Genomic DNA, 22391 nt, shown 5'->3' with positions numbered 1-22391 from the left:
GTGCTGCTCCGCACTATACCTTCCGCGTTTTCTTGCAGAGGAAATAGAAAGGGTTCAGAAAAGCGCAAATGACCTCGACGTTCAGCAATATGCGGACACCGTATTCGTGCTTGACCAAAAGGGCCATAATTTCGTCCCATAGAAACATGAACTCCCGAGCCACGTTGTCGGAAAAAAGATTCTTTTGGAAGACAACCTGTTTTTGTTATTGCAGAAAAGGGACAGTTATCTTCCAGAAACGTTTGCCTATATATTCAAAAAGTACTGCCAACAATTTGCATTTTACTTATGGCTGGTGGAATGGCTAGACGACAACCTGAAGACCCATATTACTGATTGTGATGAGGATGCTGAGCGTACCTTTAGAGACCAGCGAAAAATATTTAGCAAACATAAGGAGGAACTCTGGAGGATGTTCAGAAGGGAAATGTTCAAGATTGGTGGATTGCCTATGACACGATTTGAGTTAAATGGGACAAATAAAGCAGAGCCGTCAAAAGACCTTGAAGAGATGAAACGGATCATGATACCCAAAACAGAAATAGAAAGAAAAAGGACAGTCAAAAGCAGAAGGGAAAAGATCACGGAGTTGAAAGATTTCACAAAGGGTTATGCCGACGAACTGATACTGGAAAGGGTATTCAATATGAAACAAGATAGTAGAAAAAACCATACCGAATGAAAAGGAACAAGATAAAGAACGAGGACGTATCTATAAATTTCAGGATACCGAGGGCACTAAAGGCAAAGATCATAAATGAGGCTTCGGTCAGAAACATTACCATTTCCAAGTACCTTAGAGAAACCCTAGAGGAAATCCACGGTGATTTGGAAGAAAGACCAAAAGAATTCCTTAGTGAAACGAAGGACTATCTTTTTTCTAAGGAGTTTGTTCGGTTCGTTTTCTGGATATACCGTAAACTAAAGGACAACAATAGGGAGGAAGACGATGATATCGATGGTTACATAGATCTAATTAAGGGTGTCGGAAAGTACCTACCGAGCGATGTGGTCTGTGAGCTCGACAAGGTTCTAATGGACTTGCTCAGGATAAGAACGGCAATTGGGATTGATGGAAAATATTACCGTTTTGTGGACAGTTATGCGGACGATAAAAGATTGAACTATAAGAAGCTGGAGGACTTTTTCTTGGGCTTTGGACTGGATCAGCATTTCTCTGATAAAAAATATAAGTATTGATTTATTCTGTAATATAATTATAATAAAATTTGTGATAAATAAATATTAATATTTTATCACAAATTAAATTACGATTATTTTTATAGTCAAATCTCAAAAAAACACTCTAAAACAAGGCTATTTAAACTGTTTAAAGACAGTAACAACAATTAAACTAAACGTTACAGTTCCACTTAATCTGTATTACAATATGCTTTTAAAAATGATATGTACTCTTGTTAGTACCTGGGTAATCTCATTTAATTTGAACCTGTATTTGAGTCTTGTGTTTCAGTCTTTCTTCTGCAATCTTTTTTATGCCCTTTACCCTAAACCTAAGCCAATTCTCTCTTAAGATCGAACCGTCAATAGCATATTAGAAATTCCTGAAGGGCATTTTTTGGAAAGCTCCTTTGACAGATACATTTTAAGATCGATGTTTTCAAATTATTCAACGAACCCTTTCATAATATCAAGGGATTCAAAACTCTATATGATCTCAAATTAAATGATATCCTATTCGTTAGCCCTTATTTTATTCATGTAGGAGTGAAAAACCCCTACGAGCTCATTGTACGTCTAGTAATTTATAAAATCTGGAAAACGCAGCTGTGTAGCCACTTTGATCAGCTTGTCCTAAATGTGTTCCATCATCGTTAATGAATTTGAATTGGTGAGATGAATCAATGATTTTACCGCCTTGATGAATAAAAGAACCAAACATCCCATTTCAACTTTGAAAGTCAGATTTTGATTTAGAATCCCATCAAATCATTCCATAAGAATTTGGTTCGTCAAGTTCAGATTTAATAACAATTCCAAATTCTTCATCAAGAGAGACTTTCATTCATATTTCAAAATCGTTTTTTATTTTTTTCATTTTGGCGTGTATACGTATAAAGTAACTAACCATTAGTCGAAATCGTAAACATATTGAAACCAAATGATTATTAATATTTGATTAATTTTAATCAAAAATAGAATATGTGTTTTCATACTAGCACTACGCATAGTGTAAATAAATTAGAAAAGCATTTTAAAGTTAAAATAGTGGATCCTTCAATGGAGCCCTATTTTAATAGTCCTACCTATCATCATAATGGATTTTCTCATCCAAATATGCTTGTTATACCTCAAGAGCGTTCGGACGTTTTAGCTCCAGGTATTTGGGGTATAGTACCAAGCTATAAAACCAAGGATCAAATAAAGGAATATCATAAGGAAGCTGTGCGTTATGGAGGCGGTCTAAATGCTCGTTCAGAAAAGGCATTTGACCATTTTATTTATAAAGATGCGATTATGGACAATCGATGCATAATACCTGTTTCTGGTTTTTTTGAACCGCATGACCATAAAGGAAGAAAATATCCTTTTTGTTTTAAAGACAAAGCAGATAAACCTCTAGCCTTAGCAGGACTTTATACTGTAATTGACACTTACATAACTTTTACCATTCTGACAAAAGAAGCGTCACCATTATTTGCTAAAATTCATAATAAGAAGAAGAGACAGCCTTTAATCCTAGATGAAGAGTTAACTCATAATTGGTTATCGGTTGATTTAAAGGAGACAGATGTAGAAGATATCCTGCACTTTAATTTTCCAGAAGATAAATTAGAGACTTATACTGTAAGTAAGGATTTGTTTAGTCCAAAGGTCAATAGTAATGTTGATACCATTTTAGAGAAAACTCATTATTTAGAGCTTTCTAATATTTTGTAATTCAGCTTATTACAACGATTTTTTTTACCTTTTAGCCAATAAAGTAAATTCCTGATGTTTTGGGTTTTATCTTTTTAGAAAGATAATGGATATAGTTATATCTATATTCTGTTGTTGTTCGAAATTAAAACTAGCCAATATGAAAAATTTAATATTTAGTTTGAAAATAATGGTCATTTTGTCTTGTATTCTCATTGGGTGTGAAAATGACAAAAAAACAGAAGTAGTGACGAAAACTTCGGATTCTGTACTAACAGCCATGATAATAGAACAAGTTGATAGTCTTTATTCCGTTTATGAAAGATTTGATTACGATTGGATTGAATTTTACGCTGACAACTATACAGCTATTTATCCTGATTCACCTATTCGACATTTGACTAAAGATTCATTAATAGCACAATGGAAACAAATTTACGCTAAATATGACGTAAAACTCATCCATCGTGGAAGACCAACCATTATACCATCGGAAGATATGGCAATTTCTTATAATACTTTCAACGAAATATTCATCAATAAAGAAAATTCTGATACCATTAAAAATGTTGGAACCTATATTATTAATTGGAAAAGACAATCAGATGATTCATGGAAAATAGTATTTGAAACTTTACAAAATCATTAAAAACTGAACACAATAATAACCGCAATTACGGTGGATTTGACTATGTACGAGTACACCCGACATTAATAGCGTCAATGATAAATCGAAAATTAACGCATATTAACCCGTAACAGACGATTATGTGAAATAGTTGTATGTAATAAAAACCAACCAGATATGATATTTTACACAGGAAGAGGAATGATGGTTTTAGCACTTATAGGAATACCTTACGCCATATTAAGTGTTTTAAACCTAAATGTTTCAGATGAAAGCGCGATGGCATATTCAGCTTTTATCGGAGCACCATTTATTTACTTTATTGGGAGTTACTGGAACAAACCAAAAATTGGTGTTGATGAGAAAACAAATGAACAGTTTTGGTATAAGCCAAATCACTCATTATTTTGGATACCAATGCAGTATTGGTCGATAATTTGGGTTATTATAGGGATAATAATTCTGATTGCATCATAAAAAGTTACGGTTATGACTAATAAGGAATTGAAAACCACAGCATTTGCATTGGGAATTATGGGTTTACTTGCTAATCTTGGTTCAGCTCTTGCATTAAATAAATGGTATCCAATAGTACTCTTAATTAGTATTGGAACTATAATTTTTGGATTTTTCGTCCCTAGCAAAGACCCGAAGAAAAAAAGAAGAATTTCAAACGAAGAACTTAAAAAGCTACCGTATAAAATTGACAAGTTCATTCCTGAGAATAAACCTCATAATTCATTTGATTTTGTGTGCGCTTGGACAAAGACACAATTTTCTGGTCTACCTGTTACCTATCAAGATTACAAAGAAGACAGTAAAGATGATTATTGTACTTATCAACCCATTGGGCAAATTTGTCCAAATTGTGGTAGTGTATCATATGAAACAGCAAAAGAATCTGGAATGGCATTTAGTGATTGGGATGGATACGAAAGCATAAAATGTAATTCTTGTAATAATGACGATATAGAACCTATTATAATTTTAAACTGCTGAATTAATGCGTACAAAAATGACTATAAGTAATTGTTTGATCTCGCCTACTTCTGAAAATCCTCGCGGATTTTCAGTTTGGTGTGTACTTTCAAAGTTAAGTACTAAACCACGCAACTACTAAAAGCCTAAACCGTTGTACATAATAAAACCAATCTGTAATGAAAACTCTATTTAGTTTCATACTTACCTTTTACTCTTTTATTGGCTTTTCTCAAACGTCTCAAGAAATAGTAAATATCAGTAACGAATTTTTATTGACTTTAAGCGAAGACGAAAAAAAAGAAGTATTACGAGATTTCAATGATTCATTGAGAACTAAATGGACAAATCTACCAATAGGATTAGCAAAACGGCCTGGTAAGAAATTTGGTGATTTATCAGATGAGGCAAAAATTAAATTTCATGAGGTTTTAACAACTATTTTTAGTTCACAAGGCTATTTAAAAACAACTAGTATTATGCAACTTGACGATATGTTGAACGCAAGAGTTGATGAAGCAATCGAAAAAAACCTAATTAAAAAAGAAAATATTCCAAAAATTAAAGCATTAGACTGGGACTACAACAATTATTTTATATCTATTTGGGGAAATCCAAACTTACAAATCCCTTGGAGTATAAAGTTTGAAGGACACCATCTTTCAATTAATCTCACTATCATAAAAGAAAAGATTTCCTTTACACCTATGTTCGTAGGCGCTGATCCAGCATTAATACCATCAACAAAGCATGTTGGTTTAAGAGTTTTAAGCAAAGAAGAAGATTACGGAATTAAGCTTATAAACTCATTTGATGAATCTCAACAAAAGATTGCAACATTGAGTCAAGAAGTTCCAAAAGACATAATCACTAACCCTTCAAATAATCAAAGAATTACAGAATATCAAGGCATCAAAGCCAATGCACTAACTAAAGATCAGAAGAAAATTTTAATGCTACTCATTAAGGAATTTATAAATAATCTTGAGTATGAAAAATCTAATAAATATTTATTAGAAATTGAGGAAAAGGGATTAGACGAGATTTACTTTGCATGGATAGGAAGTTATAAAAAAAGAGAGCCAAATTACTATATCATTAATGGTCCTAATTTCATAATTGAATATGATAATACAGGAAACCACATACATTCTATTTGGAGGGAAAAAGACAATGATTTCGGTGAAGACCTTTTAAGAACACATCATATTAATCATAAACATTAACTATGTACAACAACGGCTATAATCAATTGGGGCTTAGTTGTCCAAACAAAAATATAAACATTAAACAAAGGTCGGTGCTTAACTGAAAAGTATAGGAGTAAAATCTTCAACTACGCATAGCCAAGACCGTTAGGCAAAATTTTCAAAAAAACGATAATTATGGCATTAAAAGTAATTGGAGCAGGATTTGGAAGAACAGGAACAAAGTCTCTTCAAATTGCTCTAGAAAAATTAGGGTTTGACAATTGTTATCATATGGAAGCGTTGTTTAGAAATCCTAGTGATGTAACTCATTGGGAAAATGCTTACTTAGAAAAAGAAACCGACTGGAATTCATTATTTAAAAATTATAAATCTGCTGTAGATTTCCCGAGTTCAATGTACTATAAAGAATTGGCGGATTTCTATCCAGATTCAAAGATAATATTAACTATTAGAGATCCAGAGAAATGGTACAAAAGCGCCTATTCTACTATTTTTAGTTTTGATCCTGGTCCTAAAATAAAATTAAAGATGCTTTTTTCAATGCTTTTCTCATCAAAAGCAAGAAACCTTTTTAAAGTAATTAAATTGAACGAAAAATCTATATGGGGAAAATACTTTGAAGGAAAATTTGAGGATAAAAATTATACTATTCAGAAATTTAAAGATCATATAGAAGAAGTGAAAAAATCGATTCCTAAAGAGAGGTTGTTAATTTTTCAACCAAGTGACGGTTGGGGTCCACTTTGCAAATTTCTAGAAGTCGAAATACCTTCTGACCCTTTTCCAAATTCGAACAAAAGAGAAAATTTTAATCTGTGGGCGAGAGGTATTGTCAGTGATGTATTAAAATAATTTTGCCTAACAACATAAAAAAAATGCTAGCTTTAGCTAAACCAAAACTAGTAAACGAGAACCATTCTTTATACATAAACGGAGGCAACAATATAGACTAACCAATCAAAACTCAAGAATATGGAGCGTAAAGATTTCTTAAAAAAGTCAGCAATCGGAATTGGAGCATTGTCATTTATATCTATGATTAATGCTTGTAAATCCGAATCAAAGCAGGAGGTTATTAACGAATCTTCAAAATCAGAAGTTACAGAATTACAAAAACCCAAAATTGTTAAAGAGAACGAGGGAAACAAATTGAATGTTCTGGGAGATAATCAAAACATCAAATTGAGCGGTGCAGACACTAATGGACAGTACACTTTAATTGAGCAAAATAATGAACCAGGGGTCGGAATTCCGACTCATGTTCATGAAAATGAGGATGAAGTTTTTCAAGTATTGTCTGGTCAAGTAGAAATGATCATTGGTAATCAAATCAAAACTTTACAAGCTGGTGACTTGATTTTCTGCCCTAAAGGAGTTCCTCATTCATGGAAAGTTATCGGAGAAGAAAAAGCCCGAGCCATGTTGAGTATTTTTCCCGCTGGTTTAGAAGGTATGTTTAAGGAATTAGCGGAATTACCTGCAGGACCACCTGACATGGAAAAAGTTACAGCTATTTGCGGAAAGTATAATTTAAAATTCGTTTAAATAAAATTCAGTTGCCAACAAAAGCTAAAAGTAATTGCTTGTTCTCTGCAAATTCTATAAATCCTCACGGATTTTCATTTTGGCGTGTACTTGAAAAGCTAAGTGCTAAGGCACATAACAAATCATATTCGAGACCGTTGGACTTCATTATGACCAATCAATAACCAATGATAAAATTCTTTAGGAAAATTCGGCAAAAACTAATCACTGAAAATAAATTCAGCAAATATCTGCTTTATGCAATTGGGGAAATTGTGCTTGTAGTTATTGGAATCTTAATTGCGCTGCAAATCAACAATAAAAATCAAGAAAAAATAAATAGAAAGTATGAGTTAACAATGTTGAATGAAATTAAAGATGCTATGGAAAAAGACATCAAAAATATGGAAGGAGGATTAAAGAATATTGAGGAGCTAAAACAAAGCGTTATCAAATTAGCTTTAGTTCGAAACGAACCTAATTATCCAAAAGACTCATTGGATTATCATTTCACTGAGGTAAGAAGAGGTGGTATAGCTGTTGCTATAAACTATAGTCCATATGAATCTTTAAAGTCTACAGGTCTAGATAAAATATCGAATACGAAACTTAGAAATAGTATCACCAATTTATATGAGGTAAAATTAAAAGCTGTTGAATTTTGGGTGAATGAATTTATCAGGAGACAATTGTACAAGAAAGGTGATTTGGTATCAACAACTTTTGAAAAAGAAGTAAAATCTGATTCAATAAATGGTATAAATGTTAATTACCTTATCAATCAAGAGGTAATGCTTAAAGATGAGTTTGATGATTTTCTTATCCTTTCAGGAGGGTTTATCCCAATTGCTAAAAGAAATTTAAGTTATGCGATAGAAGATATGAAATCTCAACTAAAAGAAATTGAGCTAGAAATAAATAAATAACGAAAGCACAACAATATATAATCACAATTCCGAGTGGATTTAGGCGTAGTCGAATCCGCCGTAATTGCGGTTATAAATTGTTGTATAATTTTTTTTATTAAGACTATCTGTTGTAAGGTGCTATGGCTGTTATCCAACCATCTATTTCTATTTTAATATCAGATAAATGTTCTTTTGTATTCAGGTCGAATCTTCTAAAATGATTGTTACTCACAACTACAAAATTATTGTCTACAATCGCTAAGGTATACGGATTTGGTATATCAGTTTCTAAAATAAATTCATTCTGTCCTGTTGTTTCGTTTATCTTAATAATTGGGTCAATTGCTCCATTATAGACATAATATTTGTTTGAGTTATAAATGGCCAAGTCTGTGATGCCAGAGTCTTCTACGGGAATTGAATTAACAAGAGTTCCAGTTTTTGTTATTTCTACAATTTGTCCGTAAGTAGAGTAGTAGATATGGTCGCCATGTATAGCGATTCCTTCAGTTCTTATATTCTCGATTATTGAAATTACATTTCCTGTGTCAGGATTAATCTCATAAATCGGATTATAAGTAATTATTCCATTATTGTTATTTGAACTTGCACCTCCTAACCATAAAGAAGTTCCGTCAAAATCTAATGCATGAGGTGAGCCTTCAGGTTCAGGTAAGGGTAAAATTTTTTCAATAGTTGATTCAGTTTCATTGTATAGATATATTCCAGGATTGCCATAGGATGGATGTACAAGAATCCACCATTTTAAAATATTATTTTCAGAAGTAGAACCTTCTTCTAAAGTGAAATCTACAGTTTCATTATTGCAAGATAAAAATGTGACTAAAAAAAATGTCAGAAATAGAATGGACTTAGATGTTTTCATGAATTGGTTTTCGAAAATCATTCAATAATTATACCATAAGGCATTTAATTGGGTAAATTGCAAACAACGGTCTGGTATAACGGTCAGTTACGGTTTTAAAGTTAATAATTTTCGGTTTAGCACAGACGTTAGCAATTCCGAGTGGATTCGGACGTAGTCGAATCCGCTGTAATTGCGGTTATACATTGTTGTAGCACGTTTTTTTATTCATCATAAATTAATTCAATGTAAAGTTCTTCAATTTTTTCAATATTTGTTTTTTCCATTTTTAGAATAAATTTCCGACCTCCATATATATAATGTGGAACTCCTGGATTGTAATAATATTGATAATAGTTTAAATCTGTAATATCAAAAATAGCATTGTCGATAGTCTCTTTAGCTTTTGATTCCTCAATTTTCATTTTAGTAAATAATTCTTTAACGACTCGTTTGGTGTCGTCAGGATTTATTACTGTTTCTTCTTTTAATGAGCAAAAACTATTTTCAAAATCCACTTCCTCAAATGTTAGTGTAGCATCAGCTATTATTGGTTTGCCTCCTAAAACATTAGGAAGTTCTTGTTCGTATTCAATTGGTTCTGTAATGTCGTATTCCAATCCAAATGGAAAGTGAAAATATTGAAGTTCATTAATAGCTAATTGTTCAATACCTTGTTTAGAACTATATATTTCAATAATTGGGTTTATAGCATTTCTTAATTCGCTAACTTTTTCTGGATTCTTTTTTTCAAAACTATTCAGCATTTCTTGTAGCAATAATTTTGTAGATTCTCCTAATTCTTTCCAGTTTAAAATCTCAAGAAATTCTCCAAGTTCATTCGTTTTATAAATTACTTTGGATAAGTCATTTTTTTTGAGAATTTGATTAACAGCTTCTTTATCGTCAAAAATATTTTCAGCTTTTTCTTGAAATGTGCTTACAATATTGTTTTTATATGTCCATTGGATTTTATATGATTTATCATTAGAATCAAGGACTTTAAAATTAGCAATATACTGTGATGAATCTTTTTTTGTTAACACATCATTTTTCCATTCTCTTTTGACTTTTGAAACTTTGAAATCATAATCGTCACCAATTGACCAATAAGCAACAAATGAAACTTTGGTTGAGTCAATTTGACTGTATGATATAAGAGAAAAGAATAAAAATAAGAGTAGAATAGTTTTCTTTTTCATAGATTTTTAGTCAAATGTGCTACAACGGTTTGGCTATGCGCAGTGCGGGATTGAAAAGCCGAAACTTTCAATCTTGCACCAACGGTAGCCAAAGCTGCGTTTTGTGTTTTTAAATTTATTCAACAAAAACGTCAAAGCGGAGCTTTGGCGGGCTAAATGCACCAACCTTTCTTTTGTCTCTTCAGCCCGCATTGCGTATAGGTGTTGTTGTAGCTCGTTTTTTATTTTAAGAACAACTTGATTTCATTCAGCGTTTCCATAAATTTTTCTTCTTGCAAAAAATGTCCAGCTTCGAATTCAACCACTTTAGCGTGAGGCAATCTGTTTTTCCATTTTTCTAAGTAATCGATCGAAATGAAGTCATCTTGGTTGCCCCATAGAATCAACCAGGGTTTATTTTCAATTTGGGCTAATTCGTTCCATTTTAGCTCATAAAAGTCCGAAGATCCAACTAATGACTTTGCAATATTCAAAAGGGAATATCTGGATGCTTTTGAAGGAAAAGGCTTGTAATAATGCCGATGGATTTGCTTTGTTAAATTCTTTTTGTCCTGAAAACCTTTCTTTAGCAAAGATTTTGGCGAATAGTTTAATCTTAAATATAGAAATCTTCCAAGTGTACTATTGATGATTTTATCAGCCTTCTTTAGTTCCTCATTACTATTTGTCTCTCCTAGCCATGTATTAAACATTATTATCTGTTTGATTCTGGAATCATTGCTGATTGCTGATGATAAACCTATCGGACCTCCAAAGTCGTGTACAACCATGGTTATACTGTCAAGGTCTAGTTTTTGAATAAATTCTGTTAAATTTTTAGAATGTGTCTCAGGCTTGCCATCAAAATCTTCCGGTTTTTCAGACAAACCGAAACCTATGTGGTCTATGGCTATACATCGGTAATTTTCAGATAATTTTTTAATATAATTTCTATATAAAAATGACCATGTAGGTGTTCCATGTACGAAAAGGATAACATCACCTTTTCCCGTATCTACATAGTGCATTTTGCCCTGTTCAAGTTGAACGTAATTACTATCAAAGGGATATAGGTTATCATCAAGCCAATCTTGGCTATAAAGACTTAAGCTGGTCAACGATAGAAACATTATTAGTAGTTTTTTCTCCATTCTTTTTAATGAGCTACAACGGTCTCGGCTATGAGTAGTTGCGTGGTTTAGCGGTTAACTTTGCAAGTACACACCAAACTGAAAATCCGCGAGGATTTTCAGAAGTAGGCGAGAACAAGCAATTACTTATAGCCATTGTTGTGCTTAGTGCTTTTTATTTTTCATTTTTATATCGACCTTAACTTTACCATCTTTGTCTTTAGTCGTGGTTCTTTTTGTATCAGGTTCTAAATTTCCTTTTAAAACTTCTTTCACATCATTTTTTAACTTCTCAAAGTCAATATCCTCTTTGTATGTATAAGCGTATAAAGTTCCGCTTACATCTTCAGTTGCTGTTTCCAATCTTTTGTCCATTACATAATCAAAATTCTCATTATTTCCGTGAAACATTAAAACGTGCAATCGGTAAAGCTGGTCTTTATCTGAACCATCTGGATTTGTACTATATATATAATAAACAACTTTGGTAAAACTACTTGAAAATCGGTCTTTTGGTAATTCTGCATACCATTCATAGCCCCAAATATTCTTATCCTCGAATTTAAAAAAGTCATAATTGAAAAATTCATCAATTCCCTCTGGAAGCATATCATTTTCCCTAGCCTCATACATTTTCTTTTTCCATTTTTTTCCTTCTTCGAAATTCCCTAATCCATAATGTGAAACGATTATATTTTTTATCATAAAATATTTTCTTTTGGCAAATTCCTCGTCGAATATTTCTATTCCTTTTTCTATTCCATCAAGTGCTTCTTTTGCATATTCAAGAGATTTGCCAAAATTTTCTTGGAAACGATTTATTTCTTGTAAATGTGTTGCAGTTCCAACTTTGTACCAAAGAGCATATTCATACAAAGTATCGTTTTTCGGAAGACTCTTCTCTAATTCATTAAATTTCACAAATGCAGAGTCAATTTCATTAGTCTGTAAAAGACTTTCCGCTTTCTGATATTCGGATAGATAATCGTTTTGACTAAATCCGACTATTGGAATTAGTAATAAAATCAGAATGTTTATTTTTTTCATAAAGTTCGTTTCGGCATTAAGCACAACGTGTTTGGCTATGGTTTCGTTGCGTGAAAATCCGCTAGGATTTTCCGCTGTGGCAACTAATATAACAAATTTGCGTGGAATTTTCGGTAGAAAATTCCGCAGCAATGAACTATAGCCGGTGTTGTAAAACGTTTTTTTATTCAAATATTTGATAGCTTTTTTCGGCTTTTTTTCTTAAATCTTTCCATTCAGCGTTGTTCTTATATTCTCGCAAATCTATTTTTATTTTTGATTCGAATTTTATTGGGACTTTAGGTTTGTGATGAGAGTAAATTATCAATGTACTGTCTTCAACTTTATAAATTATTTCAGAGAATCCGTTAAAAACGTAATTTGATAATGTGTCCGTCTCAAATTTTAATTCCTTATTCGTTGATATTTCTGTAGTTTGATGATTACCTGTAATTCCCCAAGTTTTTCTTTTTAAATATAATGATTCTTCTTTTTTAGGAAAGTTAATTTGCTCAATTATATATGTAGGTTTAAAAGTTTCATCCCATACAGTAAATTCTTGTTCAGCTTTCATTCCGAACCAAAATGAGAATATTATCAGTATAATTGAAATTATTATTAAATATCTTTTTTTCAATTCGTAGTACGGTTTGTGTTAAATGTTTTACAACGGTCTCGGCTATGAGTAGTTGCGTGGTTTAGCGATTAACTCTGCAAGTACACACCAAGTTGGAAATTCCGTAGGAATTTCCAAAGTAGGCGAGAACAAGCAATTACTTATAGCCATTGTTGTGCGTAGGTTTTTATTCATTCCAAAGTTTCATTATTTCAGATTTGTTTGGATATAAACCATCTCTTTCTACAGACTCTCCATTTACAAAATCAAACCAAGTTCTATCCTCGTCAAAAAGTCCAAAACCGCTTTTAGTTTCTATAAATTTTCTTTTTTCCCATTTTTCATTTTCCAGAATGTATTCCCAACCAAAGATAATTTCTGTCATTTCCTCTTTTGGTTGAATATTCACAAATATTAATCTTGAGTCTAAATCAGGTTGTTCAATTAATTCGGTTATCTCGTATGGAAGATTACTTCTATCTGGATTTTCGGATAATTCTGGGCAAACAAAAACTTTAGAGTTTCTATTAGAAATTTCCATTTCTCCTTTTGGTCCGATATCCCAACTTTTAGTTTCAAGAATAAAATTAGGCTGTAAGTAATCTACCTTTCTGTCAACTACCTTAAAATTCCAATTTAGGTTCTGAAAGAAGTTTTTCCATTTATGTTCCAAAAATTCTGAATTACTTAAAATATCTTTAACTGATTTTAAATCATTTTTTAAAGTTGAAATTTCTCTTTTTTTATCTTCAATTTGCGTTTCAATTATGGCTTGTTTAGCAATACTTATTTTGCAATTAAAAAACTCTTTTCTTTTATTATATCTGTATTTTGCAAGTTGTGAATGAATTTTTCTTTCAGCCCAATTTATATCGGAAAATTCAAACTCTTCTTCGATTTCAAAGTTTTCAGGAATACTTGTCGATGAAGACAACTGTTTTGTTCTGTCAGCAGTTTCTTTACTTGTCTTCCCAATTTTGAGAAGATTTTCCTTTAGAGAATTATTCGATAATATGTATATGAATCCTTTTTTCATAATCTTTGGTCAACTTACGCACAACGGTCTAGGCTATGAGTAGTTGCGTGGTTTAGCGATTAACTTTGCAAGTACACACCAAACTGAAAATCCGCGAGGATTTTCAGAAGTAGTCGAGACCAAGCAATTACTTATAGCCATTGTTGTACAACGTTTTTTAATTAGGTTTTTCAAGTTCAACTTCAAATTTCATTGCTGGTTTTCCTTCCACTTTTTCTATTCCAATCGTTTTTTCTATTTCAGTTAACCATTTATCAGCATCACTTTTCTTTTCACACCATTTTGAAAATTCATCGATTTCTCCAACATAATTTTTGTCAAAATAAATCGTGAATCCATAATATCCACACTCGTCAAGGTTTTCAAAAAACAGTTGTCTTTTTACCGATAAATTAAATTTTTCGCCTTCTCCGGTCCAATCATAATTTCCGTATTCAAATAGTAACATATCGCAATCGGGGTTATCCAAGTCAAGTCCTGAAATTTCAACTTCTAAATAATCCATTTTTACACTTTTCATAATTGCTTTCAAATTCAAGTCCTCTACATTGAGTTCTCCAACATTGATTGTCTTTAAGAAATTTTGATATGCTTTTTTAAATGTCAGTTTCATAATGTTGTACAACGTTGTTGTATAAGATTAGTTGCGTGTTTTAAGCACTAAATTTAGCAAATAAATCACAGATAGAAAGTCCGCGAGGACTTTCGTAAGCAAGCTAGAACCAGCAATTAATTTTATACGGTGTTGGCATTTCGTTGTTTTTATTCAAACTTTTAATTATTCGGCTAATTTCCTTTCTTATTTTTTCCAGCGTCTGAATGAATTCGGTCAGCGTTTTACTCCGCAAACTTTTTCAATTCCGATTAATTGAGTAATTCCGCAACTAGCTAAATTCCGCATTCAATTCGGGTTTTACTTTTCAATTCAGTTTCCAATTCCCCAAACATTTTCAATTCCAATTGAGTGCGTAATTTCTCAATTGGCTAAATTCCTTAGTAAATTTCCTTTTTGCTTTGTTTCAGCTTTAATTTCAGTTCTTGAATTTCCCTATTCTTATCTTTAATTTCCATTTTAGAATAATATAAGCTTGTAATTAAGTAAATTATAACAAGAACATTTCTCAATCCATTACTATTCCATTCAATTGATTCATTAAATCTGCTTACAATTAAAGAAACAGCAAATAAAATAATTGATATTTCAGAAATAATTTTCACACCTTTTTTCATTCTCTATATTTTTCGATTTATATTTCATTCCGCCAATGAATGCCAACGTGTTTGGCTATGATTTGTTGCGGAAAAATCCGCAGGATTCTTTCCGCCGTAGCCGAAAGATAGTAAATTGCAATGAAATTCCGATAGGAATTTCAGCCGCAATGGATTATAGCCTATGTTGTAGCTAGTTTTTCTTCTTTTATAATTTCTCCAATTTTATATACAAGCAATAAGCTCAATATTATTACTGTTTTTATCGAGTTTTCATTCCAGAAATGATAAATAATTATTCCAAAGATTACTGGACTTATATAATTCAATATTTTACTTAATATCCGTAACCAAAATTTAATGGATTCAGGTAAAATTGAGTTTAGTTTTTTTGTAAAGGAATTGAAGAGTATTTTCATTAAATGAGCTGTTAATATCACTAATCCAATTACAAACGCAACAATGACAACAACTCTTTCGCTTCCATTTTCCACAATAGCTTTGAATATTAACTTTACACATAAAAAAATGATACCAATGAGTAAAATTGGTCTTATCCACTTTTTCCAAATAGAAATTAATGTATTCCAAACTTTTATAAAAAATTCTCTTCTATTCATTCAGTTAATTGGCTACAACGTGTTTGGCTATGGTTAGTTGCGTGGTTAAGCAACTAATTTAGCAAATAAATCACAGATAGAAAATTCCAGCGGAATTTTCGTAAGTCGGAAGTGACCTAGCAATTAATTATAGGCGTTGTTGGCAACCGTTTTTTATTAACCACACAGATTGTCAGTCCAGCGTAACAGTTGCGCTTTTATGATTCAGATTACGGTTTATTCAGTCCACCGTTTTTAAGTGATTGAATCCAATTAATAAAAATATTATGTCAAACTTTAAAGTAAATTTTGATGTTCACGAAGAACATTTATCAGAAAATCAACAAAACATTGTTTCGAGTATTCAACCATTAATTAAAGGCAAAAATTGTCAAGACGTTAAGAAGGCTCTTAATTCAATTATTAGATTTATGGATTTAAACTCTACCGTAAACTTGTAACTTTAATTCATCAAAAGATTCATTAATCTTTATATGAATATCATTTACAGCAATTACGCATTGCTTTGAGTTTGGACTTGTTTCAACAATATTCGATATAAAAGCTTTATTGATTAAAACTTTTTGATTGTTTGCGGTTTTTAGTTCAATTAAATCGTATTTCATAATATATGGTTTCTAATTTTTGTGCTTTAGCGAGCAATGGTTGCCAACGGTCTTGGCTATGATTTCGTTGCGGAAAAATCCGCAGGATTCTTTCCGCCGTAGCCGAAAGATAACAAATTTGCGTTGAATTCCGATTAGGAATTCAACCGCAATGAATTATAGCCATTGTTGTGCCTAGTTTTTTTATAATTCATTCAGTTTATCCACAGCAATGTCCCAATCAATTGGAAAAAACTTATTGAATAAAATCTTTGATTGAATCAGTTTATTTTCTTTAATATAATTTATTGTAAATCCTTTAAAATCCCTGTTATTTGGATTTAAGAGAGCATATGTCTTACACGATTCAAAAGGTAAGTTAAATTCATCTGTCTCCTCAATCAAATATTTAATTCCATTTAAATTCGTTTTATTATGTTCAGCAATTAGTTTGTCAATAAGTACAATATCAATGTTCTCGAAAATATAAGTATTTGATTCCATTTTTCCATAAATCTGATTTTGGTCAGAACTATAATCTAAAAGGTAAGAGTACTTCTTTAAGTTTTTATCTTCACTTTTAAATTCATAAAAAATGGCATTTCTGATTGGCATTAAAGTGTCAACCCATTTCTGATTAAAAATATCTTCCGCAACGAATAATTTTTCTACTCCTTTTTCAGATGAAATTAATGTCTTTTCATTTCCTTTTTCACAAGAATTGATTAGAAAAAATAGTGTTGAAAATAGTATTAATGTTAGTTTCATTTAGTTCCGTTCAAATTATGCACAACGGTTTTGTATATGATACGTTGCGTGGTTTAAGCACCTAATTTAGCAAATAAAAACCGAATAGAAAATCCGCGAGGATTTTCGTAAGTAGGCTAGTAATAGCAATGGATTATATACGTTGTTGGCAGTAGTATTTAATTCTCTAACATTTTTCTGTATTTTCTTTTTACAGATTTAGAGTTCTTAAGACATTCAATTAGTGAAACAAAAAGTTCTTCTTTCATTTTTCCCCATATTTCATAGTCGGTATTTTCTAGAGGATAAATTTCTTTCAAAAATTCCACCTCATAAACATCTATTTGATGCCCATAAATATGGGTTTTAAAATCAAACATTTTACCACATTCAGTTACTTCAATTTCATTAGAAATAACAAAGCAATTCAGATTTATTGAAGGAAGTTCAATGCAACCATTGTCTATTTCTTCTTTTTGAGGAATTGAATCTGTTCTTGTTGGAAGTGATGCTAAAATATTTTGTCCATCTTGATTTTTTAAAACAACAAAATATTTTGGCTTTGCAGTATTTCCATTTTTGAAATAAAAAGGGTCAAAGTAAATTATAGTTCCTTCTTCAAACATTTTAGTTTGATTCTATATAATCACTATAAACAACTTTTTTCCTTTCATCGTGGTTTATTAAAGAAGCCATATCAATTAATAACTCTGTATTATTGATTTCTTCTTTTTCTAATAATTCCAAAACAGAATTTTCTTTAGCTGTATTATGCCAAGGTGAATTTTTACGATGAGTGTAATAAACTAAATCTTTAGCTGTTTTATCTCCAAATTTCTCAATAACAAAATCTAATAAATCAATATCATTATCTGAAAATTCATCATCATTAAAGTCTACAATTGGTCTTATTACCGTAACACCTTCTTCAGAAGTTCTTTCTATGTAATCTTTAAGCAGTGTAGTTTCTGAAGATAAATCAATGAAAATTTCTTCTGAAACAGGTCCAAATTTCCAAACTTTATACTTTAAATTAAAGAAAGGGATTCCGCTTTTTTTAATTGATAATTCATCTAAAATATAAATAAGTTTTAATGCTTTCGTTTTAGATAATTCACCAATTTTTTCAGAAAGGTAAATAATTGAATTTCCAACTTTGTCTATTTGGTCGTTCGATAATTTTATGTAAGACATTTTTTCCACATTGCAAAAGTACAAAAAAAATAAATTATAAACAATCTGTTGAAAACTACCATTTTCGTCCGTTATATTACTGCCAACGGTCTCGTGTATGAGCAGTAGCGGATTTTAAGCCACTAAACTGTCAGATAGCACCGACCTTTGATTTATTGTTTTAAGTTTCAAAATAGCACTGAACCCGCTATTGCTTATACACAATGTTACCTGCTGGCTTTTTTTCTTTTTCTGTCTGTCAGCGTTGGCAAAGACATACTCTTTTGTAATTTTTGGTTGCAGCGTTGGCTTGTGCGAATTGCAAATGTGTATGGTCTTAAGCTCGGGCATCAATTTCTGTCATTAGGTTTCTATGATAAGCCAAATATTCTTTTCTCTTTTCATTTAAAATATTTTCTTCGAGTTTATAATTTTCCCAAAACTCCTTTACATCATCTGATATTCTATTTGAGAAAATCATAGTTCCTTCATCTGTAAACGAAATGTATTTTAAGTCAAATAATGAATCAATTGTTCTACTTAATAACAATCCATTATTTGGGTCATAAGCTTCATTTTCATCAGAGTCAATAAAAGGTTTTATATGACTAGCAATTAAGACAGGGTATGAAAGATGTTCTAAAACACACATTGGATTGCCATATAATTCTTCACATTCTTCTTGTAGTTGATTTTTGTAAAGTCTATGTAAATAAGGATCTCTTTTCTTTTCAATGTGCTTTAGGTATGCTTTGTCCTTATAATCATCACCGAAAATAATAGCAGCATCTTCTTCAAAATAAAGTTCATAATCACTACGTCCTCTTTTTATAAAAACAACATCATCTAATTTGTTGAGAATATTATTTAGATAACCAATCTGATTGTATTTTCGCTCAATAAATCCACTGCTTTCAGCTTCACGTCTTATAGCAGATAATTCACTTTCAATTACATATTCTCTTTCATAATTAGAAATATCAATTGTCATTAAAGCAATAATGTCTTTTTTAGAAAGCTTACCAATTTCTTCAAGAGTTTTTAAAAGAAAATTTATTTGACTCCAATTATGTGTGTTTGTTATTGAACTATTAAATTTTGCATTCGAATAAACTATTTTAGAGAATATGGTTTGTCGTCTCCTGCTAGAACGAGCAGCTAGATAATCTTTAGTGTTTGGATGATAAGATTTTAACTCAGGGTTCACAAAACCTAACTTAATACATTGATTAATAGCTTTTCTAGTTGAACCTAGTTGATTATTTATATTAGTAGAACTTTTTGGTACAGCTCTTAATACTGCCTGTTGTAAATCTTTATAATCTTGAGAATTGTATGTGTAACTACCACTAGCATTAAGTTCATCAACTTTATTTACAAGTAGTTGTAGTGTTGTTAGGAATTTGTCATCGTTAAAATCAGTATACTCTAACGTTAATTTCCAATATTCTTCATAGTTCTGCTGTGGCATAATTTTCTTTAATAGTTTCTTTATAATTTTCATTTTTTACAATGAATAAAAATTCTTTATTTTTTTCTTTTTTGTTTTTACCAGTAATTTGATAGTTGTGTTTACGCTCAATTACTTCAACATTGTCTGAATATTTACTCAACAGATAAAGTAGTTCTTCCTTACTCGGAAAAGAAGAGTTATTGTAACTCAAATACCAATATTTGAAATTATTTAGCTTAGAAAACAATTTATCAAAAAGTTCTATTGCAGAATTTTTATTTACAAAATTGTTTTCAAATGGTTTTGTTACTTCTAATGTTATGAAGTCATCTACTAAACCATAAAAACCAAAATAATTATTCATAGTCCCTGTATAAGGTGGATCTAAATAAATAATATCAGCTTTTACGTTTTCTAACAAATTGAAAATGTCATCATTGTATGCAATATTATTTTTATCATTGTTGAAAACAGCTTGGTTGTACTCATTTAGATTTTGAAGGAAATGATGTTTAAATGATTGGTTGTGATATGCTCTTCTTCGTTTGTATTTTTTATAGCTGTATTCCTCATCTCTTAATTGGACTATTTTATCCCAATTTAATGTAAATCTAGAGTAGGGCATTTTACGAATCATGGCTCTTCTCATTAAAGCAAAAGCTAATGATTTTTTCTCTTCTGATTCAAGCAGTTCAATGTTTTGTCTGTACAAATCAAGTTCTTTGCATTCTTGTGGGAAAAAATAGACTTCTGAGTAATTTTTAAACATAAAACCTTCAAACGGTTCTCCTTTAAAAATTATCGCTATATCATTTTTGTCAAGTAGAGTATCATTGTTTTTAATTAAAGCATTGGCAATGTGATAATTAACTTTCAAAATATCATTTGTGTAAATTTCTAAACCTCTACATTTTGCTTCATAACTTAAAGAACAACCACCAGAAAAAGCATCAAAAAGTGTTTTTGCATCCGTTGGAAATTGGTCACATATCCACTTTGCAATTTTTTCTTTATTGCCTATATAATTTACTTTGGGATATTTAAACATTTTCACTCATTTTAATAATTACACTTGCGATAGCTTCTGCCATTCTTGGTGGAACAGAGTTTCCTACTTGTTGTTGTTGAGAAATTTTTGTGCCTTTGAATTCAAAATCATCAGGGAAAGATTGCAGTTTTGCTAATTCACGAACAGTCAGTGCTCTGTTCTGTTCATAATGAAATATTTTTCTCATATCTCCTGTAACGGTTACAGAAGGTTTATCGCTTGAATATTTTATATATTTTCTAACATCACCTGATTTTGGTCTAATTTGTTCAGGGATTTCATTTCTATCTCCACCATCTGAAACAAAGCTCATTTTATGCAACATTTGTTCAGAATGAGACATTGCGATATGGTTTGGAATTTTTGATTCTTGACCAGATTCCAACTTTGGATAAGAAGATAAAGCCTCTTTTACAGTTACATATCTATCAACTTCCTTTTTAGGAAAAAGTATTTTTTGACTGTTTTTAGTTCCAATGAAGATTACACGTTTTCTAACTTGAGGAACTCCATAATCTGCGGAATTTAGAATTTTACATTCCACTTTATAACCTAAATTTTCAAAATCATTTATAATTTCATTTCTAGTATTTCCTTTGTTATGGTTGTATAATCGAGCAACATTCTCCATGACAAAGTATGTAGGCTCAACAACCTGAACTACTCTAACAAATTCTTTGAATAGTTTGTTTCTTGGGTCATCAATAAATTTTCTTCCAATATTACCAGCGATACTAAATCCTTGACAAGGTGGACCACCTATAACAACATCAATTTTATCATATTCTTTTAAGTATTTCAATTCGCCATCTGTAACATCACAAATATCCTTTTGTATCAAATTATGATTTGGAAAATTATGATTGTATGTTTCACAAAAACTAGGTTCAATATCCACTGAAAAGACATTTTGAAAACCTTTATTGTCAAATCCAAGCGAAAAGCCTCCAGCACCAGAGAACAGGTCAATATATTTTAAACTTCTCCTCATAGTTCTAATTTCCCTTGTTTAACATTTGTGTTGCGATAATAATTTGCAGTGTCTTCTGCAACAGAAAATACTGATTCCGAGCATTTATATTTAAAAGCCTCTCTAGCAAATTTGTCTGCGAAAAATAAGTCAGTTACTTGTTGTAATTGAATTTCAAATAATTCTGAAAGTTCCTTTAGTTTAGATTTACTAAACTTTTGACTTCCGTTTTCTATTCTACTGATGGCACTAGTGTTGATTCCGATTTTTGCACCGAATTCAGTTTGAGTCCATTCTCGTTTTTCTCTTTCTGTCTTTATGAAATTTCCGAAACTTGCCATTTTATTAATTTGACCTATTTTTAGCAAATGTAAAGATAATTTGCGAATTTTATATCAAGTTGTCAAATATTTTTTTTGGGTGGTGGTGTGGAAGGGCAAGCTCTTTTGGTTTTTTAGCGTTGGTTTTGTGTGTCGGAAAAACCAAATGTGCTTGACCGTGCGGTGGCTTTTTTTCAGCTTGCAGGTAACGGTCTCGGCTATGAGTAGTTGCGTGGTTTAGCGCTTAATTTTACAAGTACATACCAAACTGAAAATCCGTAAGG

The 22391-nt window shown here is 31.2% G+C and carries 27 protein-coding genes; 10 read left to right on the top strand and 17 right to left on the bottom strand.

The annotated features are described in order from the left end of the window. Nucleotides 1-184 precede the first annotated feature (184 nt). The 10 genes from V1468_RS00135 (at nt 185) to V1468_RS00090 (ending at nt 8147) form a co-directional block, all read left to right on the top strand. Nucleotides 185-682: a hypothetical protein gene (locus V1468_RS00135; protein WP_331808239.1), complete on the top strand. Its 498-nt coding sequence runs from the start codon at nt 185-187 to the stop codon at nt 680-682. Further along, a complete protein-coding gene (locus V1468_RS00130) occupies nt 679-1200 on the top strand; it encodes a hypothetical protein (protein ID WP_331808238.1) in 522 nt (173 codons plus the stop codon). Before V1468_RS00135 ends, V1468_RS00130 begins: the two co-directional genes overlap by 4 nt. A 963-nt stretch (nt 1201-2163) precedes the next feature. Then, complete coding sequence (locus V1468_RS00125) at nt 2164-2901, top strand: SOS response-associated peptidase (protein WP_331808237.1); 738 nt, start codon at nt 2164-2166, stop codon at nt 2899-2901. Nucleotides 2902-3127: 226 nt separating this feature from the next. After that, nucleotides 3128-3529, top strand: coding sequence for a YybH family protein (locus V1468_RS00120; RefSeq protein WP_331808236.1), 402 nt, complete (start codon nt 3128-3130; stop codon nt 3527-3529). Between the two features lie 156 nt (nt 3530-3685). Continuing rightward, on the top strand, nt 3686-3985 hold the full coding sequence (locus V1468_RS00115) for a hypothetical protein (protein WP_331808235.1): 300 nt from the start codon (nt 3686-3688) through the stop codon (nt 3983-3985). A gap of 12 nt (nt 3986-3997) precedes the next feature. Continuing rightward, a complete protein-coding gene (locus V1468_RS00110; RefSeq protein WP_331808234.1) occupies nt 3998-4507 on the top strand; it encodes a hypothetical protein in 510 nt (169 codons plus the stop codon). Nucleotides 4508-4665: 158 nt separating this feature from the next. After that, nucleotides 4666-5712: a DUF3500 domain-containing protein gene (locus V1468_RS00105; RefSeq protein WP_331808233.1), complete on the top strand. Its 1047-nt coding sequence runs from the start codon at nt 4666-4668 to the stop codon at nt 5710-5712. 159 nt (nt 5713-5871) lie between these two features. After that, nucleotides 5872-6549: a sulfotransferase family protein gene (locus V1468_RS00100; RefSeq protein ID WP_331808232.1), complete on the top strand. Its 678-nt coding sequence runs from the start codon at nt 5872-5874 to the stop codon at nt 6547-6549. Between the two features lie 120 nt (nt 6550-6669). Then, complete coding sequence (locus V1468_RS00095; RefSeq protein ID WP_331808231.1) at nt 6670-7242, top strand: cupin domain-containing protein; 573 nt, start codon at nt 6670-6672, stop codon at nt 7240-7242. 167 nt (nt 7243-7409) lie between these two features. Next, nucleotides 7410-8147 carry a DUF6090 family protein gene (locus tag V1468_RS00090; RefSeq protein ID WP_331808230.1) on the top strand — a complete coding sequence of 246 codons (738 nt, stop codon included), beginning with the start codon at nt 7410-7412 and terminating at the stop codon, nt 8145-8147. 103 nt (nt 8148-8250) lie between these two features. On the opposite strand, the gene V1468_RS00085 is transcribed toward V1468_RS00090, so the two are convergent. The 17 genes from V1468_RS00085 to V1468_RS00005 all read right to left on the bottom strand — a co-directional run bounded on the left by V1468_RS00085 (nt 8251) and on the right by V1468_RS00005 (nt 22155). Continuing rightward, a complete protein-coding gene (locus V1468_RS00085) occupies nt 8251-9015 on the bottom strand; it encodes an NHL repeat-containing protein (RefSeq protein ID WP_331808229.1) in 765 nt (254 codons plus the stop codon). Between the two features lie 203 nt (nt 9016-9218). Then, a complete protein-coding gene (locus tag V1468_RS00080) occupies nt 9219-10196 on the bottom strand; it encodes a hypothetical protein (RefSeq protein ID WP_331808228.1) in 978 nt (325 codons plus the stop codon). 221 nt (nt 10197-10417) lie between these two features. Next, nucleotides 10418-11326 carry an alpha/beta fold hydrolase gene (locus tag V1468_RS00075; RefSeq protein ID WP_331808227.1) on the bottom strand — a complete coding sequence of 303 codons (909 nt, stop codon included), beginning with the start codon at nt 11324-11326 and terminating at the stop codon, nt 10418-10420. 144 nt (nt 11327-11470) lie between these two features. Then, nucleotides 11471-12352 (bottom strand): hypothetical protein, encoded by an 882-nt coding sequence (locus V1468_RS00070; protein WP_331808226.1) that lies wholly within the window; start codon nt 12350-12352, stop codon nt 11471-11473. Between the two features lie 163 nt (nt 12353-12515). Further along, nucleotides 12516-12905 carry a hypothetical protein gene (locus V1468_RS00065; protein WP_331808225.1) on the bottom strand — a complete coding sequence of 130 codons (390 nt, stop codon included), beginning with the start codon at nt 12903-12905 and terminating at the stop codon, nt 12516-12518. 229 nt (nt 12906-13134) lie between these two features. Beyond that, on the bottom strand, nt 13135-13983 hold the full coding sequence (locus tag V1468_RS00060; RefSeq protein WP_331808224.1) for a GIY-YIG nuclease family protein: 849 nt from the start codon (nt 13981-13983) through the stop codon (nt 13135-13137). Between the two features lie 157 nt (nt 13984-14140). Next, complete coding sequence (locus tag V1468_RS00055; protein ID WP_331808223.1) at nt 14141-14596, bottom strand: hypothetical protein; 456 nt, start codon at nt 14594-14596, stop codon at nt 14141-14143. A gap of 380 nt (nt 14597-14976) precedes the next feature. Further along, nucleotides 14977-15213 (bottom strand): hypothetical protein, encoded by a 237-nt coding sequence (locus V1468_RS00050; protein WP_331808222.1) that lies wholly within the window; start codon nt 15211-15213, stop codon nt 14977-14979. 161 nt (nt 15214-15374) lie between these two features. Beyond that, nucleotides 15375-15812, bottom strand: coding sequence for a hypothetical protein (locus V1468_RS00045; protein WP_331808221.1), 438 nt, complete (start codon nt 15810-15812; stop codon nt 15375-15377). Nucleotides 15813-16228: 416 nt separating this feature from the next. Beyond that, a complete protein-coding gene (locus V1468_RS00040) occupies nt 16229-16417 on the bottom strand; it encodes a hypothetical protein (RefSeq protein ID WP_331808220.1) in 189 nt (62 codons plus the stop codon). A 183-nt stretch (nt 16418-16600) separates the two neighbouring features. Continuing rightward, nucleotides 16601-17164: a hypothetical protein gene (locus V1468_RS00035; protein WP_331808219.1), complete on the bottom strand. Its 564-nt coding sequence runs from the start codon at nt 17162-17164 to the stop codon at nt 16601-16603. 158 nt (nt 17165-17322) lie between these two features. Then, nucleotides 17323-17769 carry a hypothetical protein gene (locus V1468_RS00030; RefSeq protein ID WP_331808218.1) on the bottom strand — a complete coding sequence of 149 codons (447 nt, stop codon included), beginning with the start codon at nt 17767-17769 and terminating at the stop codon, nt 17323-17325. A gap of 1 nt (nt 17770) precedes the next feature. Beyond that, nucleotides 17771-18337, bottom strand: coding sequence for a Panacea domain-containing protein (locus tag V1468_RS00025; protein ID WP_331808217.1), 567 nt, complete (start codon nt 18335-18337; stop codon nt 17771-17773). A gap of 316 nt (nt 18338-18653) precedes the next feature. Beyond that, nucleotides 18654-19820 (bottom strand): HNH endonuclease signature motif containing protein, encoded by a 1167-nt coding sequence (locus tag V1468_RS00020; RefSeq protein ID WP_331808216.1) that lies wholly within the window; start codon nt 19818-19820, stop codon nt 18654-18656. Further along, the gene (locus tag V1468_RS00015; protein ID WP_331808215.1) at nt 19768-20817 is read right to left on the bottom strand and encodes a DNA adenine methylase; all 1050 of its coding nucleotides are present in this window, start codon (nt 20815-20817) and stop codon (nt 19768-19770) included. The genes V1468_RS00020 and V1468_RS00015 overlap by 53 nt, the downstream gene beginning before the upstream one ends. Continuing rightward, nucleotides 20810-21808 (bottom strand): DNA cytosine methyltransferase, encoded by a 999-nt coding sequence (locus V1468_RS00010; RefSeq protein ID WP_331808214.1) that lies wholly within the window; start codon nt 21806-21808, stop codon nt 20810-20812. Before V1468_RS00010 ends, V1468_RS00015 begins: the two co-directional genes overlap by 8 nt. Then, nucleotides 21805-22155 carry a helix-turn-helix domain-containing protein gene (locus tag V1468_RS00005; protein ID WP_331808213.1) on the bottom strand — a complete coding sequence of 117 codons (351 nt, stop codon included), beginning with the start codon at nt 22153-22155 and terminating at the stop codon, nt 21805-21807. The genes V1468_RS00010 and V1468_RS00005 overlap by 4 nt, the downstream gene beginning before the upstream one ends. Nucleotides 22156-22391: the final 236 nt, after the last annotated feature.

The organism is Winogradskyella poriferorum (assembly GCF_036553625.1).
Taxonomy (GTDB): Bacteria; Bacteroidota; Bacteroidia; order Flavobacteriales; family Flavobacteriaceae; genus Winogradskyella; species Winogradskyella poriferorum.
The sequence above is the reverse complement of the archived record's forward strand: the minus strand, read 5'-3'. Positions and strand labels throughout refer to the sequence as shown.